This window comes from Pseudomonas sp. KH_046_1, from assembly GCF_057839025.1.
Genome location: NZ_CM174481.1, coordinates 5655431 through 5671356, shown reverse-complemented (window position 1 = coordinate 5671356; position 15926 = coordinate 5655431). Strand labels below are relative to the sequence as shown.

The following is a 15926-nucleotide window of genomic DNA, read 5'->3' as shown; positions in this document are numbered from 1 at the left end:
CATTAATGCCGGATAAGCTTACTGCGCACTTCAGCCATCGCCTGTTCATTCAGCTCCAACCAGAACTGCTGCTTGCCAGCAATCTCGGCAGCCACCGGCAAACCATCGCGATACACCAGCCGATTGCTCGCCAGTGCCGGGACTTTCGCACCGGGCAATAGCGTGCCAGCGAGGTTCAGCGGATCGACCCCGCACACTGCGACCAGGCTGCCGTCATGGGGCCGACGCCGCACCTCCCGCAACAAGGGGATCGCCTCGGGCAGGGCGAATTGCTCGCCCGCCAGTCCGCTGACAAACCGCCCGCCGCGAATCTCGCCGCGTGCCTCCAGGCGATGGAAAGTGCGCAGCAGTTCACGCCAGCTCGGTAACCAGTCCGCCTCACGTTCCAGCAGGCGCCAGAACACCACACCGTAGCGGCGCAGCAAGGTCATGGCGATGTGTTCAAGGGTTTCGGCAGGCATCCGCTGGTTTTGCTCCACCGGCGCGGCAGGCGCGCGTCGCAATAGGGCCCAGCGCCCGGCGTCGTCCATGCCACCGATGAATGCCCCGCGTCCACGCCGACTGTTGCGCGGCTGGCGCTTGCTGGCCGGGGTGATCAGTGCGCGCAATCCGGCGAAGCTGTCGGCATTCACCAGCCCTGCGCCCACCAGTTCCTGCAGGGCGATTTCCAGCTCCGAACGCAGCAGGTGGGCCTCATGGATCAGCTCGTCGAAAAACAGCGCGCCATGCTGGCTGAGGGCGGCGTGGACCTTTTGCGTTTTCGGCGACAGTTCGCTGACCGGCGTCTGTTCGGTCAAGCCGCTCCAGAGGCCGACCCGGTTGCGCGGCAGTAACACAATCGGCGTACTGCGCAGCGCGGTGCTGGCGCTTTTGTTGTGCGCAGTCAGGCGCGTCCACACCAGTCTGCCACTGCGACACAACTCATCCAGCCAGGTCGCCGAGTAGTCCTTGATCCGTCCCGGCAGGATGTCGCTGTCCCAGGCTGAAGCGGCGGCGGGGTAGCCTTCGAATTGCGCAATAACGGCCGGCAAAACCGCCGCGCCCTGACCCTGACTTGCGCTCGACACATGCTGCCAGTCGAACAGGAATCGCATGAAATCCTGCAACGCCACCGGTTCGATTTCCCGGCGCAGGCGCTTGACCGTATAGCGGTGAATCCGCGCCAGCAAATGCCGCTCGCACCATTCTTCCTGGGCGGTGCCCGGAGTGAAGCGACCGCGCAACACGTAGCCTTCGCGTTCCAGTTGGGCCAGGGCCTGGTTGACCTGTGCAGCGGGCAAGCCGAGCGGTTCGGCAATGCGATCGAGCGCCAGCGGACCGAAGGCGCTGAGCCGCGCGCGGATCAGTTCGAGGATGGCGTCGTCGGCTTCCCAGACCTCGTCGAAGTCCGGCAGCGCTTGCAGCGATGGCGTCAATTCGGCCTGTGGATAAATCGCCCGCAGGCAGGTCAAGCGCTCCAGCGCCAGCCACAATGATTGTCTGGCGTTGATCTGCAAACGGCTCGCGTGTCCGCTGTCGGCCAAGGTTGTGAGCCAGTCGAGCCACTGCGGATTGGCGCCGGCCTCGGCATCGGTGATACACGCCAGGCTCATCAAGGCCTCGTGCATTTCATCGACAGCGGAGGGCGCTGGCCAGGCTTCTTCGCGCACGGCGGCAATCGCTTCGGCGTCCAGGGCACCGAGATCGTCGGTGGATTGCGGGTCGCTCCAGCGCCGATTGAGCACTGCCTGGGTTCTACGTTCCTCCAGCGGCGCATCGTCGAGAAAGGTGTAGGGGCGGCCGCTGAGAATCTCCGCCGCCAGCGGCGAGGGCGCCGGCAAGTCGCGGCTGATCAGGCGAATGTCGCCGCGCTCCATGCGCCGCAACAAGTCCAGCCAGCCTTGGCTGTCCATGGCGTCGTGCAGGCAATCGTCGAGGGTCTGCTCTACCAGCGGATGGTCGGGAATCTCCCGTTCGCCGGCGAGGTTTTCCACGCAGGCGATCTGATCGGGAAACACACTGGCGATCAGGTCTTCGCTTTTCATCCGCTGGATCTGCGGCGGGACTTTACGCCCGCCGCTGTAGCGCGGCAACGCCAGGGCCACGCCGGCATTCCAGCGCCAGCGCACGCCGAACAGCGGCGCGTCGAGCACGGCCTGGATCAGGATGTGTTCGGCACTGTTGCTGTGCAGGTAGCGCCAGACGTCGTCCAGTTCAAAACTGTGGCTGGTGGACAGCGACAGCACGATGGCGTCTTCGCTGGCGGCGGCCTGCAATTCGAAGTTGAAGGTGCGACAGAAACGCTTGCGCAGGGCCAGGCCCCAGGCGCGGTTGATACGGCTGCCAAACGGCGTGTGAATGACCAGTTGCGTGCCGCCGGACTCGTCGAAAAAACGTTCCATCAGCAGCGTGTCTTGGGATGGCAGGGCGCCCAGCGTTTGTCGCGCACGGGCCAGGTAGTCCACCAATTGTTCGGCGCTGGCGAGGTTCAGGCCCAGGGTTCCGGTCAGCCAGTCGAGCGCTGGCTGCAAGTTGCCTGGCGCAGCCCCCAGCAGGTCGTCGAGTTGTGCCTGCAAGCGCGCCACCGCCGAGGACAATTCGGCGCTGCGCCCCGGTGCTTCACCGAGCCAGAACGGAATGGTCGGCGGTTGGCCCTGGGCATCCTCGACCCGGACCTTGCCGGTTTCCACCCGCAGGATCCGATAGGACGTGTTGCCCAACTGGAAGATATCCCCGGCAATGCTTTCCACGGCGAAGTCTTCGTTGATGGTGCCGATGTTCAGCCCTTGAGGCTCCAGCAGCACGCTGTAGTCGGCGTTGTCCGGAATGGTCCCGCCACTGGTCACCGCCGTCAGTTTCGCACCCCGGCGGCCGCGCAGGGTGCGGCTCACGGCGTCGCGATGCAGGTAGGCGCTGCGGATACCCTGACGCCCGTTGTAACCCTCTGCGAGCATGTGCAGCAGCGCCTGATAGTGTTTGTCGTCGAGTGCGGCGTAGGGCGAGGCGCGGCGCAGCATTTCCAGCAGCGCTTGCTCCGGCCACTCCTGACAACTGACCTCGGCGATGATCTGCTGCGCCAGCACGTCCAGCGGCGCTTGCGGTATCAACAAGGTATCGAGTTCGCCCCGGCGCACGCAGTCGAGCAGCGCGGCGCATTCGATCAGGTCGTCGCGGGTGGTGGCGAACAAACGGCCCTTGGGCGTGCCGCCGACCTGGTGCCCGGAACGGCCGACCCGTTGCAGAAACCCGGCAATCGAACGCGGCGAGGCGATCTGGCACACCAGGTCGACGTCGCCGATGTCGATCCCCAGTTCCAGCGACGCCGTGGCGATCAGCACTTGCAGGTCGCCGCGCTTGAGACGCTGCTCGGCATCGAGGCGAAATTCCTTGGCCAGGCTGCCGTGATGGGCCGCCACGGCATCCTTGCCCAGGCGCTCGCTCAGGTGCCGGCTCAGGCGTTCGGCCAGGCGCCGGGTGTTGACGAAAATCAGCGTGGTCCGGTGTTCCCGGGCGAGGGCGGCGAGACGGTCGTACACCAGTTCCCAGACATCGTTGGCCATCACGGCCGATAGCGGCACGGGCGGCACTTCGATGTCCAGGTCGCGGGGACGGGCGTGGCCGATGTCGACGATCTCGCACGGGCGATCGCGGCCCACCAGAAAACGTGAGACTGCCTCGATGGGTTTTTGCGTGGCAGACAGACCGATGCGCAGCAGTGGTTGTGCACACAATGCCTGTAGGCGTTCAAGGCTCAGGGCCAGGTGACTGCCGCGCTTGCTGGCGGCCATGGCGTGGATTTCGTCGACGATCACCGTTTGTGCGGTGCCGAGCATCTGCCGGCCAGAGTCGGAGCCGAGCAGCACATACAGGGATTCCGGCGTGGTCACCAGAATGTGCGGCGCCGTTTTGCGCATCGCCGAACGGACTTTTTGCGGTGTATCGCCGGTGCGCACGGCGGTGCTGATCTGCAGTTCGGGCAGCCCCATCACGCGCAATTGCTCGGTAATGCCGGCCAGCGGGTTTTGCAGGTTGATCTGGATGTCGTTGGACAGCGCCTTGAGGGGCGAGACGTAGACCACCAGGGTGGCGTCGGGCAAGCCTTCGGGGTTTTCCAGGCCACGGTGCACCAGGTCGTCGATGACGGCGAGAAAGGCGGTGAGGGTCTTGCCGGAACCGGTGGGCGCGGCGACCAAAGTCGAGCGGCGCTGGCGGATCAACGGCCACGCCCGGGCCTGGGCGGCGGTGACCGACGGGAACGTGTGACTGAACCAGGCGCTGACGGCAGGGTGAAAGCCGCTCAGGGCACTGTCTGCGGGGATGGGCAGGTTCATGCAGCAATTTATGCGGGTGGGGGGCCGAAGATGCAAGTACCACTCAAGGATCTCTATTGGCTGACAGGGCCCCTTCGCGGGCAAGCCCGCTCCCACAGTGTCCGTGTCGTTCACAAATTACATATTCACAGAAATTCCCTGTGGGAGCGGGCTTGCCCGCGAAGAGGCCAGTGGCAGCACCGCAAATCCAGGACATCTACACTTTACGGGTGACGGTTGCGCACTAAACCCGCAAAATGCAACGATTCCGGCAATTACCAACGACATCGCCTGGGCGCGGTGTCGATAACGCCATTGTTTCAATCAGACTGGGCCTGCTGACTCTATGCGAATGCGCCTTATGTTACTGGGCGGCGGAAATGCCCTTGGGCAGGCGCTGATTCGCCTCGGTGCGGAGGAAGACATCGGTTTCCTCGCCCCCCGCCCGCCCGAAAACGGCTGGGATGCCGCGAGCCTGACTCAACTGCTCGACGACACCCGTCCCGATGCATTGATCAACCTTGCCTACTACTTCGACTGGTTTCAGGCAGAGGCAGTGAGCGAATCGCGCCTGGCCGGCCAGGAGCGCGCGATCGAGCGTCTGGCGGAACTGTGCCAGCACCACAACATAGTCCTGCTGCAACCTTCCAGCTATCGCGTGTTCGACGGCTCCCGCGCCACCGCCTACAGCGAAAAAGACGAACCGGTGCCCCTGGGCCTGCGGGGTCAGGCCTTGTGGCGGATCGAGCAAAGCGTGCGCGCCACCTGCCCGCAACACGTGCTGCTGCGTTTCGGCTGGCTGCTGGACGACAGCCCGGATGGCGCCCTTGGACGCTTCCTCGCCCGTGCCGAACAACCCGAAGAACTGCTGATGGCCGACGACCGACGCGGCAATCCGACGCCGGTCGACGATGCCGCCCGTGTGATCATTTCAGTGCTCAAGCAACTCGATTGCGCCGCGCCGCTGTGGGGCACCTACCACTACGCCGGGCATGAGGCGACCACGCCGCTGGCGCTGGGGCAGGCGATTCTGACCGAAGCCCGCAGCCTGCATCCGCTGGCCATCGAAGCCCCGACCGCCCAGGCCCACGCCGCGCGTCCGGATGCTGCCGACGAACCGCAACACGCGGTACTGGCCTGCAAAAAAATTCTGCACACCTTCGGGATCAAACCGCGCGCCTGGCGTGCGGCGCTTCCCGGCCTACTGGACAGGTTCTATCGCCATGGCTGACGGCCCCGTTTTGATCACCGGTGGTGCCGGTTTCATTGGTTCACACCTGACTGACGCCCTGCTTGCCAAAGGCCATGCGGTGCGGATTCTCGATGATCTGTCCACCGGCAAGCGCAGCAATCTGCCGCTGGACAATCCCAGGGTCGAACTGATCGTAGGCGACGTGGCCGATGCGGCTTTGGTCGCTCAGGCGATGGCCGGGTGCAGCGCCGTGGCGCACCTCGCGGCCGTGGCTTCGGTGCAGGCCTCGGTGGACGATCCGGTGCGCACGCACCAGAGCAACTTCATCGGCACGCTGAACGTCTGCGAAGCCATGCGCCAGGCCGGGGTCAAACGCGTGCTGTTTGCCTCCAGTGCGGCGGTGTATGGCAATAATGGCGAAGGTGAGTCGATCGACGAAGACACGCCCAAGGCGCCATTGACGCCTTACGCGGTGGACAAACTGGCCAGCGAGCATTACTTCGACTTCTACCGCCGCCAGCATGCGCTGGAGCCGGTGATTTTCCGCTTCTTCAACATCTTCGGCCCACGCCAGGATCCGTCCTCGCCGTACTCTGGGGTGATCAGCATTTTCAGCGAGCGCGCACTCAAGGGCTTGCCGATCACGGTGTTCGGCGATGGCGAGCAGACCCGGGATTTTGTCTACGTCGAAGACCTGGTTGACTTGCTGGTGCAGGCCATCGAAATGCCCCAGGTCGAAGTCGGTGCGGTCAACGTTGGCTGGAACCAGGCGACGACCCTCAAGCAAATGCTCGAAGCGCTCGAAGCCGTGGTCGGCAAGTTGCCACCGGTGAGCTACGGCCCGGCGCGCTCCGGTGACATTCGTCATTCCCGGGCGAACAACCGGCGTTTGTTGGAACGCTTCAGTACCACTGAGCAAACCCCGATGCGCGAGGGGCTGGCGCGGTTGCTGGGGCGCTGAGGTTCTGCGGCTACAAAAAAGGCGCCCATGAAGGGCGCCTTTTTTGTGGCCGGAATTTACTTACAACTTGTGCAATTCCTGTGGCGAGGGAGCTTGTCGGATCGCCGCATCGTCCCGCTCGACTGCGTAGCAGTCGTCAATCCAGTCAATGCGGTTTTTCTGAGTCACCGCTTCTGCCTGGTCTGGGGCTGCTTCGCAACCCGGCGGGAGCAAGCTCCCTCGCCACAACAGCCAGGTTCACCACCACGTGAACATTCTTCCAGCGATGTCGCTTAGAACTTGTAACCCAGACCCACCATGTAGATGAACGGGTCTACATCGACGTCCACACGTGCCCGGGTACCTGGAGCAATCGAGTTGTTCTCGACAGTGGCGCGGGTATCGATGTCGATGTAGCGCACCTGGGCGTTGATCAAGATGTTGTCAGTCAGCATGTAGTCAGCACCGACCTGCCACGCCAGGCCCCAGGAGTTTTCCGCCTTGAAGTTGCTGAAACCGGCGGACTGCGCTTGGCTGCCAACGTGTTCGTCGTAGATATAGGTGTAGTTGATGCCGCCGCCGACGTACGGCTGGAAGGCCGACTTCGGATCCAGCGGGTAGTACACCAGGCTCAAGGTCGGCGGCAGGTGCTTGAGGGTGCCGAGTTTGCCGTTGGCCGCGCTCAGGGCCGTGCCTTTGAGTTTCACGTCATGCTCGAACGGCGTGGCCGCCAGCAGCTCGATACCCAGGTGGTTGGTGAGCATGTAGGCGAAGTTCAAGCCCAGTTGCGTGTCGCTGCTCATGGTCGCTTTGCCACCTAGGTCGGCACCTGCGAGCGGGCCTTGATCGACCTTGACGCTGGAGCTGTCGGCTTCCGGGTTGACGGTGATTGCGCCGGCACGAATGAGAATGTCGCCGGCCTCAAAGGCGTGGGCGAGCGGGGCTGCGAGCGCGAGGGCAACCAGCGAAGCGCTGAGCATGGACTTGTTCATGGGGGCTCCAGAGGACGTTAAAAGTGTTCGATGTCCAATGGTAAGCCGGCTAACTATTCGGTCTTTTGATGCAGCTCAATGAAAGTGGGAAGGGGTTGGATTTTGTGGTGATTTTGATGACCTCATCGCGAGCAGGCTCGCTCCCACAAGGGTAAGCGATCACCTGTGGGAGCGAGCCTGCTCGCGATGACTGACTATCAAACAACACATGACTACCGGACTCACTCCGGCAATTCATACAGATAAATCTTGTCCGCCTCCATCAGATACCCGGCATCCGCCAACTCGCTGGTGGACGCCTTGACCTGCAACGCGCCTTCGATCCAGTAAGGCTGATACAACTCGTCGAGCTTCACACCAACTTCGCTCTTGACGTGCACGATCTGGTTCGACGGTGGTGGCGGCACATGGATGCAGGCGCCGAAGTACGGCACCAGCAGAAACTCCGTGGTGCGGCCTTCCTCGCTCACTTCCAGCGGCACGATGTAGCCCGGCAGGCGAATGTTCTGGCCGTCGAGGGTCTTGACCACCGGTGCGTTGGGCATGTCCTGCCTGGCTGCTGGCGCCGACTCTGCCGAGAGCGTGCTGCTCATCTGCGACAGATCGTGCAGCGGCGTCATGTTCGGCACCTCTTTCGGCGCGTTCGGCGGGATCATCTCCGACCAGGTCAGGTCCTTTGGCTGGGCCGCCCACAGGGGCAGGGCAACCAGCATCAACAGCGCAAGTACAGCGCGGGGCATTTTCAACGTCCTCATAAACGGATCGACAGGCCATCGGCCAGGGATTGGCGATAGGCGCGCCAGGCCGGCACGCTGCCCATCAGCAGCGCGGCGATCAGGATGCCACCGAGCAGCGTCCATTCATACTCGCTCGGCCAGGACAGCGGCAGGAACAGACCGTAGTTGGCTTGCACATAACCCTGGGCCGCCGCGATGCACACATACAGCAACGCCACGCCAGCGATCACGCCCGACAGCGCCAGGGCAAAGGCCTCGAGCACCAACAGCGTCGCGATGTGCCAGGGGCGTGCGCCCACCGAGCGCAGGATCGCCATTTCCCGGCGGCGTTCATTGAGGCTGGTGAGAATGGCCGTGAGCATGCCGATCAACCCGGTCAGCACCACAAACAGCGAGACCACGAACAAGGCTTTTTCCGCGGTGCCCATCAGGCTCCACAGCTCTTGCAACGCCACGCCCGGCAAGATCGCCAGCATCGGCTCACCGCGGAATTCGTTGATTTCCCGTTGTAGGGCAAAGGTCGAAATCTTGTTGTTGAGACCGAGCATGAACGCGGTGATCGCCTGCGGCGTGAGGTCCATGTTGCGCGCCTGATCGGCCGTGATGCGCCCCTCGCCCCGGGCCGGCACGCCGTTATGCCAGTCGATGTGAATCGCTTCCATGCCACCGAGGCTGATGTGCAGCGTGCGGTCCACCGGCGTGCCGGTACGCTTGAGAATGCCGACCACGGTGAACGGTTTGTCGTCGTGCTTGACCAGGCTGATCGCTGCCACGCCGTGGGCCAGCACCAGTTTGTCGCCGAGTTTGTAGTGCAGTGCATCGGCCACTTCGGCACCGAGCACCACTTCGAACGGGTCGGTAGCGAAGGCGCGGCCATCGCTCAGTTGCAGGTGTTGCTGGCGACCGTACTGGTAATGCTCGAAGTAGGCTTCGGTGGTGCCCATCACCCGGTAGCCGCGATGGGAATCGCCGAGGGACATCGGGATCGCCCACTTCACTTTCGGGTTGCTGGCGAAGTGTTCGAAGCTGTCCCAGCGGATGTTGTTGGTGGCATTGCCGATGCGGAACACCGAGTACAGCAACAGGTTCACCGAGCCGGAGCGGGCGCCGACGATCAGGTCGGTGCCGCTGATGGTGCTGGCGAAGCTGGCCTTGGCTTCGGTGCGCACGCGCTCCACTGCCAGCAACAGGCACACCGACAGGGCAATGGCGAACGCCGTGAGGATCGCGGTGAAGCGGCGGTTAGCCAGGCTGGCCATGGCTAGACGAAACAGATACATCTCAGACCTCGGACGGGGTGGCGGCGCGATTGAGTTCGGCCAGCGACAGGTTGTGGTCGAACAGCGGCGCCAGGCTCTGGTCGTGGCTGACGAACAACAGGCTCGACCCGGCTTCGCGGCACTCGGCGAACAGCAGGCGAATGAAGTTCTCGCGGGCGTCGTAATCGAGGGCGGAGGTCGGCTCGTCGGCGATCACCAGTTCCGGTTGACCGATCAGCGCGCGTGCGGCGGCGACCCGTTGCTGCTGGCCGATGGACAACGAATCGGCGCGACGAGCGAGGATGTTTTCATCCTTCAAACCCAGGTGGGCGAGCAGCGTCGCCGCCGCTTTGTCGACGCTGCCGTGGCGTTGTTTCGCCCGTTCGGCGCGCAGTCTGGAGAAGTGGCAGGGCAGTTCGACGTTTTCACGCACCGATAGAAACGGCAGCAGATTGAACTGCTGGAAAATGTAGCCGGTGTGATCGACGCGAAAGTGGTCGCGGGCGCCGGCCGAGAGTTGCGTCAGTTCCTGGCCGAGCAGGCGGATGGTGCCGCGATCAGGCTTCTGCACGCCGCCGAGCAGACCGAGCAGGGTGGTCTTGCCGCTGCCGCTGGGGCCTTTGAGGAACAGGGTTTCGCCGCGTTCCAGGCGAAACGCCGGGATGTCCAGCAGCGGCGGGTGACCGGGCCAGCTGAAGCCCAGGTCGGACAGTTCGATGAGTGCTTGGGTCATTTAGCCGATTTCATGGGTGTTGATTAACCTGTGGGAGCGAGCCTGCTCGCGAATGCGGTGTGTCAGAGACATTGATGCAGACTGATACGACGCCTTCGCGAGCAGGCTCGCTCCTACAAGGGATCTTCAGTGAATTCAGAATTTCAGGTTGGCAGCCTTGGCCGTCACTTCAACCCCTTGCTGCCCGCTCGGGCCGATCAGTTGTACCTGAATTGTCCGGGTCGCCGGGAAGCTATTGAATAGAGTCGCCAGGTCCAGCGACTTCAGTGCCGCCGGCGTGGCGCAGGTGAACTGATAGCGAGCGTGGATTTCGCTGTGGTCATGGTGATGTTCGTGGCCGTCCTCGTCCTTGGCGTCTTCGTCGTGATCATCGTCAGCATCGGGCTTGTCGCCGAACAGCGGGCTTTCCAGTTCCTGGTTTTCCACCACGCAACCAGCGGCCTTTGGCAGGTTGAACAGGGCCAGTGGTTGCTCGAGTTGCGCGCGGGCGGCGGCGACTTTGGCTTTGTCTGCGTCGCTGGTGGCGACGTGCTCGAAACCCACCAGGTTCATGGCCGGGCTTTCCAGCTCCAGCTCCAGGGTCTTGCCGTCCAGCGCAGCGTTCAGGCGTCCCACGCCATGTTCGTGGGCGGCCAGGCTGCCATGCTCATGATCGTGTTCGTCGGCGGCATGGGCGACAGCCAGCGGCAACATGGCAAACGGCAGAGCGAGAAGCAGACGACGCATGACGAGTCTCCGGAAAGTAAAATGAAGAAATTGTTATGTAATCTTATAACGTAAGTGCGCAGAGTTTGACTGCCTGCTTGGCGTTGCACAAGTCCCATGGGAGCATGCAGGGACGAAATGTGCGGGAGCAGACCTATGTTGCGAATTCGCGGAAGCATCGGCGACTGGCCGGTGGATTTGACCCTGGAGATGGACGACGCGGACTGGGCGCGACTAGGGGCGCAGTTGCAGGTGGAAAAATCCCCGGTCAGCGCGCCAGCGGCAAAACCGCTGAATCAGGATGATGCGCTGTGGCAGATCGCCAGGGATTTGCTGCGCAAGGCCGGGCAGTTGAGCGGGCCGGATCTGCTCGATCAATTGGAAGGCCTGACCGGCAGTGCGGCGGCGGGCAAGCGCCTGTTGGTGCGCCTGCGCCACAGTTCAGACGTGAAGGTAGTGAGCGGCGGGGATACACCGCTCTATAGCTGGTTGTAGGAGCGAGCTTGCTCGCGAGAGATGCCAAAGCGCCGCGGTTACACAGCTAGCCATCGTTATCGTTGGCGTCCATCGCGAGCAAGCTCGCTCCTACAAGGGCGTGATTAGTACAGTGCTGCAAACAACTTGCGGCGGTACGTGCTGACCAGCGGGTGGTCATTGCCCAGCAACTCGAACACCTGCAGCAGGGTCTTGTGCGGCAAGCCTTCGCTGTAGCTGCGGTTGCGGATGAACAACTTCAGCAAGGCATCCAGCGCGGCATCGTACTGCTGGCGGGCCAGTTGCTGGATCGCCAGTTGATAGACCGCCTCATCGTCCAGCGGGTCTTTCGCCAGCCGGGCCTTCAGGTCGGCGGCATCCGGCAGGTCCTTGGCCAAACCGAGAAACTTGATCTGTGCCTTGGCGCCGGCCAGCGCGGCCTTGTGTTCGTCGCTCTTGACCGCATCCAGCACGGCTTGCGCTTCACCCAGTTCACCGCGCTCGGTCAGGCAGCGGGCGTACAGGATCAGCGCCTTGGCGTTGGTGTTGTCTTCACCCAGGATCACTTTGAGCAGCGCTTCGGCATCGGCAAACCGGCTGTCGTCGAACAGCGCCTGGGCCTGTTCGAACGGATCGGCGGCGGCCGGTGGCGGCATCTGCACATGGGGTTCGAGCAGGGTGCGCACGGCGGATTCGGGCTGGGCACCGGCAAAGCCGTCGACAGGCTGGCCGTCCTTGAACAGCACCACGGTCGGCAGGCTGCGGATGCCGAAGCGGGCGACGATGTCTTGTTCGAGGTCGCAGTTGACCTTGGCCAGCAGCAACTCACCCTGATAGCTCTCGGCAATGCTCTGCAACATCGGCATCAGCACTTTGCAGGGCGCGCACCATTCGGCCCAGAAATCCACCAGCACCGGCTTGTGGAAAGAGTTCTCGATCACCGACTGGTCGAAATCGGCAGTCGTGGCGTCGAAGATGTACGGCGTTTCCTGACTCATGGGCAATCTCGTAAAAGCGTGAATGGGGCAACTATACGGTCAGGCGCGGGCGGCGTGGTAGAGGCTCACATGCCGAAACTCGTGGGGCTCGGCCAGATCCGGCAGGGTCATCGCCTCCAGCATCTCTATGCGCCGGTACAACGGGTGGCGAAAATCCCGCACTCGGGAATCCGCCACCAGCGCCTCTCGGCCGCGGCTGAGGAACTGGTCGAGCAGCGGCAGGTTGGCCCGGTCGTAAAGCACATCCGCCACCAGGATCAAATCGAAGCGATCGGCCTCGGCGAAAAAATCCGTCGAGTAGTTGAGCTCTACGTCATTGAGCTCGGCATTGGCCCGACACGCGGCAATCGCCAACGGGTCGAGGTCGCAGGCCAGCACTTCGAGTGCGCCGGCCTTGGCAGCGGCAATCCCCGCCACCCCGGAACCGGCGCCGAAATCCAACACTCGCTTGCCTTCGACCCAATGCGGGTTTTCGGCCAGATAACGGGCCACGGCCAGGCCGCTGGCCCAGCAGAAACTCCAGTACGGCGGCTCATGCAGGATGCGCCGGGTTTCCTCCGGGCTGAAGGCGCGGTCCATGTTGTCGCCGTCGATCAGCCACAACTTCAGGTCGGTCCCTGGTAACTCACAGGCGACCAATTGCGCATCACCGAGCAGTTCACCCAACGCCTTTTGCAGGTCGAGCGGTGCACTCATGGGGCTTTGACGAATTGCAGTTGGCCCAGGGCCTGGGTGGTCGGCTGGGTAATCAGCTGCGATGGCAAGTGCAGGATCAACTGCCCGGACTGACTGGCGCGGCCTCGCAGTTCAACACGGGACCCGACCGGGAAGGCTTCCGGATTGAAACGCAGGTGAAACGCCAGCACCTGGTTGTTGCCGATCAGGCTGGAACTGGCGAGCAATTGTTGCGGGCGGTCCTTATCGTCGATCACCAGCAATGCCAGTTCGACTTCAGCGCCGGCCGGTACGCCTTGCAAGGTGCCGCTCAGTTCACGCTGATAGGCGGGCAGAGGACCGAGCTCGGCGGCCTCCCGGGCCTTCTTCTGCGCTTGCTGTGGCGCCGGGCCAGGCGTTGGCGGCTGGGGCTTGGGTGCATCGCTGCCGCAAGCCACCAGCAGGCTGAAAACACTGAGCAAAATGAGCGGACGTAACGACATTGGTGGCTCCATAAAGCTGAATTCCATGGATCAAGTGATCATCCCGTCTGTATACCGCAAACCCTATGGCTTGTCTTGCCACCGGGATGCGCTACCATGGCCCTCCCTTTTTTTGTTGCCTGCCACCATGCACTGTCCCTTCTGCGGTGCCAACGACACCAAGGTCATCGACTCGCGTCTGGTCGCCGAGGGCGAACAGGTGCGCCGCCGGCGTGAATGCCTGGCCTGCGGCGAGCGCTTCACGACGTTCGAGACGGCTGAACTGGTGTTGCCGCGCCTGATCAAAACCGACGGCAGTCGCCAGCCGTTCGACGAAGAAAAACTCCGCGCCGGCATGCAGCGCGCGCTGGAAAAGCGCCCGGTGAGTGTTGAGCGCCTCGAGTCGTCGCTGGTGCATATCAAACACAAACTGCGCGCCACCGGCGAACGCGAGGTCAAATCCCTCGTGGTCGGCGAACTGGTGATGGCCGAGCTGCAGAAGCTCGACGAAGTCGCCTACATCCGCTTCGCTTCGGTATATCGCCGCTTCCAGGACCTCAACGAGTTCCGCGAAGAGATCGATCGCCTGGCCCGTGAACCGGTGAAAGAATGACCACTCCCGCAGAACAAGCCATCCTCGATGCCCACTTCGTGGCCCGTGCCCTGGAACTGGCGCGCAAGGGGCATTACACGACACACCCCAATCCGCGGGTCGGTTGCGTGATTGTGCAGGGCGGGCAGATTGTCGGTGAAGGCTGGCACGAGCGCGCCGGCGAGCCCCACGCTGAAGTCCACGCCCTGCGCGCGGCCGGCGAGCAGGCTCGTGGCGCCACCGCTTACGTGACGCTTGAACCTTGCAGCCACCACGGCCGCACACCGCCTTGCGCCGATGCACTGGTGAATGCCGGTGTGGCCCGCGTTGTCGCGGCGATGCAGGACCCGAACCCGGAAGTCGCCGGTCGCGGTCTGCAACGCTTGGCCCAAGCCGGCATCGCCACCGAAAGCGGCGTGCTGGAAGGCGAGGCGCGCAAGCTCAATCAGGGCTTTCTGAAACGCATGGAGCACGGTTTGCCGTTCGTGCGGGTCAAGTTGGCCATGAGCCTGGACGGGCGCACGGCGATGGAAAGCGGCGAAAGCCAGTGGATCACCGGCCCGGCGGCGCGCTCGGCTGTTCAGCGTCTGCGCGCGCAAGCCAGTGTGGTACTGACCGGTGCCGATACCGTGCTGGTGGACAACGCGCGGTTGACCGTGCGCGCCGATGAGCTGGGTCTGGATGCTGAACAAACGGCACTGGCCATGAGCCGACCACCGCTGCGGGTGTTGGTCGACGGGCGCCTGCGGGTGCCGCTGGATGCACCGTTCTTCAAGGCCGGCCCGGCGCTGGTCGCTACCTGCGTGGCGGTGGAAGAGCAATACGCCAACGGCCCGGAATGCCTGATCGTGCCCGGCTATGATGGTCAGGTCGATCTGCGCCAGCTATTGGTTGAACTCGCAGCCCGTGGTGTCAACGAGGTGCTGGTCGAGGCCGGCCCGCGCCTGGCAGGTGCCTTTGCCCAACTCGGTCTGGTGGACGAGTTCCAGATTTTCATTGCCGGCAAGTTTTTGGGTTCCTCGGCGCGGCCGCTGCTGGACTGGCCGCTCGCGCAAATGAAGGATGCGCCCGAGCTTAAAATCATCGAAATTCGCGCAGTGGGCGATGACTGGCGAGTCATTGCCATTCCTACGTCAACCGCGAGCGTATAATTTCCGGTCAACGCTACAGCGCTGGCTTTGTTCTCGAGGAGAACCTCATGTTTACCGGCATCATCGAATCCATCGGCAGTATTCGTGCATTGACCCCAAAGGGCGGTGATGTACGGGTTCACGTCGAAACCGGCAAGCTCGACCTGAGCGACGTCAAACTGGGCGACAGCATCGCGGTCAACGGCGTGTGCCTGACTGCCGTGGAATTGCCGGGCAATGGCTTTGCGGCGGACGTCAGTCGCGAAACCCTCGACTGCACCGCCATGAACGACCTGAAAAGTGGCAGCCCGGTCAATCTGGAAAAAGCCCTGACCCCGACCACTCGCCTCGGCGGGCATCTGGTCAGCGGTCACGTCGACGGCGTGGGCGAAGTGGTTGCCCGTACCGAGAACGCGCGGGCCGTGGAATTCCGTATCCGCGCGCCGAAGGACCTGGCCAAGTACATCGCCCATAAAGGCTCGATCACCGTCGACGGCACCAGCCTCACCGTGAACGCGGTCGATGGCGCCGAGTTCCTGCTGACCATCATTCCCCACACCCTGAGCGAAACCATCATGGCGTCGTACCAGCCAGGCCGCCGGGTGAACCTGGAAGTGGACTTGCTGGCCCGTTACCTGGAGCGTCTGCTTTTGGGCGACAAGGCCGCCGAGCCGACTGCCGGCAGCACCATTACCGAAAGCTTTCTGGCCGCCAACGGCTACCTCAAATCCTGACTCAAGGGGGTGCCT

General features: G+C 63.2%; 15 protein-coding genes. 6 read left to right on the top strand and 9 right to left on the bottom strand.

Going from position 1 to position 15926, the window contains the following annotated elements; translation table 11 throughout:
- Positions 1–2 precede the first annotated feature (2 nt).
- Positions 3–4310, bottom strand: coding sequence for a DNA glycosylase AlkZ-like family protein (locus AC3IT9_RS25985; RefSeq protein ID WP_489271335.1), 4308 nt, complete (start codon positions 4308–4310; stop codon positions 3–5).
- A 325-nt stretch (positions 4311–4635) separates the two neighbouring features.
- On the opposite strand from AC3IT9_RS25985, the gene AC3IT9_RS25980 reads away from it, so the two are divergent.
- Both AC3IT9_RS25980 and AC3IT9_RS25975 read left to right on the top strand, forming a co-directional pair.
- A complete protein-coding gene (locus AC3IT9_RS25980; protein ID WP_489271334.1) occupies positions 4636–5520 on the top strand; it encodes a sugar nucleotide-binding protein in 885 nt (294 codons plus the stop codon).
- On the top strand, positions 5513–6442 hold the full coding sequence (locus AC3IT9_RS25975) for an NAD-dependent epimerase/dehydratase family protein (RefSeq protein ID WP_150726885.1): 930 nt from the start codon (positions 5513–5515) through the stop codon (positions 6440–6442). The genes AC3IT9_RS25980 and AC3IT9_RS25975 overlap by 8 nt, the downstream gene beginning before the upstream one ends.
- 272 nt (positions 6443–6714) lie before the next feature.
- On the opposite strand, the gene AC3IT9_RS25970 is transcribed toward AC3IT9_RS25975, so the two are convergent.
- From AC3IT9_RS25970 to AC3IT9_RS25950, 5 genes are all read right to left on the bottom strand, one after another.
- Positions 6715–7413 carry an OmpW/AlkL family protein gene (locus AC3IT9_RS25970; protein WP_150726886.1) on the bottom strand — a complete coding sequence of 233 codons (699 nt, stop codon included), beginning with the start codon at positions 7411–7413 and terminating at the stop codon, positions 6715–6717.
- A 221-nt stretch (positions 7414–7634) separates the two neighbouring features.
- Positions 7635–8153 (bottom strand): DUF3299 domain-containing protein, encoded by a 519-nt coding sequence (locus tag AC3IT9_RS25965; protein ID WP_489271333.1) that lies wholly within the window; start codon positions 8151–8153, stop codon positions 7635–7637.
- Positions 8154–8164: 11 nt separating this feature from the next.
- On the bottom strand, positions 8165–9430 hold the full coding sequence (locus tag AC3IT9_RS25960; protein ID WP_057713119.1) for an ABC transporter permease: 1266 nt from the start codon (positions 9428–9430) through the stop codon (positions 8165–8167).
- Position 9431: 1 nt separating this feature from the next.
- Positions 9432–10142 (bottom strand): ABC transporter ATP-binding protein, encoded by a 711-nt coding sequence (locus AC3IT9_RS25955; protein ID WP_489271332.1) that lies wholly within the window; start codon positions 10140–10142, stop codon positions 9432–9434.
- A gap of 135 nt (positions 10143–10277) precedes the next feature.
- Positions 10278–10868, bottom strand: coding sequence for a DUF2796 domain-containing protein (locus tag AC3IT9_RS25950; RefSeq protein WP_150726890.1), 591 nt, complete (start codon positions 10866–10868; stop codon positions 10278–10280).
- A gap of 135 nt (positions 10869–11003) precedes the next feature.
- Between AC3IT9_RS25950 and AC3IT9_RS25945 the strand changes: the two genes are divergently transcribed.
- Complete coding sequence (locus AC3IT9_RS25945; RefSeq protein WP_489271331.1) at positions 11004–11342, top strand: hypothetical protein; 339 nt, start codon at positions 11004–11006, stop codon at positions 11340–11342.
- Positions 11343–11446: 104 nt separating this feature from the next.
- On the opposite strand, the gene trxA is transcribed toward AC3IT9_RS25945, so the two are convergent.
- The 3 genes from trxA to AC3IT9_RS25930 are packed head-to-tail and all read right to left on the bottom strand — an operon-like array spanning position 11447 to position 13476.
- Entirely contained in the window at positions 11447–12319 is an 873-nt protein-coding gene (gene trxA, locus AC3IT9_RS25940; protein ID WP_150726892.1) for a thioredoxin, read from the bottom strand.
- A gap of 39 nt (positions 12320–12358) precedes the next feature.
- Positions 12359–13015, bottom strand: a complete 657-nt coding sequence (locus AC3IT9_RS25935; protein WP_150755395.1) for a class I SAM-dependent methyltransferase — start codon at positions 13013–13015, stop codon at positions 12359–12361.
- Entirely contained in the window at positions 13012–13476 is a 465-nt protein-coding gene (locus tag AC3IT9_RS25930) for a YbaY family lipoprotein (RefSeq protein ID WP_150755394.1), read from the bottom strand. Before AC3IT9_RS25930 ends, AC3IT9_RS25935 begins: the two co-directional genes overlap by 4 nt.
- A 127-nt stretch (positions 13477–13603) precedes the next feature.
- Here AC3IT9_RS25930 and nrdR point away from each other — a divergent pair, with 127 nt between their 5' ends.
- The 3 genes from nrdR to AC3IT9_RS25915 are packed head-to-tail and all read left to right on the top strand — an operon-like array spanning position 13604 to position 15911.
- Positions 13604–14068 carry a transcriptional regulator NrdR gene (nrdR, locus tag AC3IT9_RS25925; protein ID WP_003228656.1) on the top strand — a complete coding sequence of 155 codons (465 nt, stop codon included), beginning with the start codon at positions 13604–13606 and terminating at the stop codon, positions 14066–14068.
- Positions 14065–15198 carry a bifunctional diaminohydroxyphosphoribosylaminopyrimidine deaminase/5-amino-6-(5-phosphoribosylamino)uracil reductase RibD gene (gene ribD / locus AC3IT9_RS25920; RefSeq protein WP_489271330.1) on the top strand — a complete coding sequence of 378 codons (1134 nt, stop codon included), beginning with the start codon at positions 14065–14067 and terminating at the stop codon, positions 15196–15198. The genes nrdR and ribD overlap by 4 nt, the downstream gene beginning before the upstream one ends.
- A 47-nt stretch (positions 15199–15245) precedes the next feature.
- Positions 15246–15911, top strand: coding sequence for a riboflavin synthase (locus tag AC3IT9_RS25915; protein WP_008018158.1), 666 nt, complete (start codon positions 15246–15248; stop codon positions 15909–15911).
- The last annotated feature ends 15 nt before the right edge of the window (positions 15912–15926 follow it).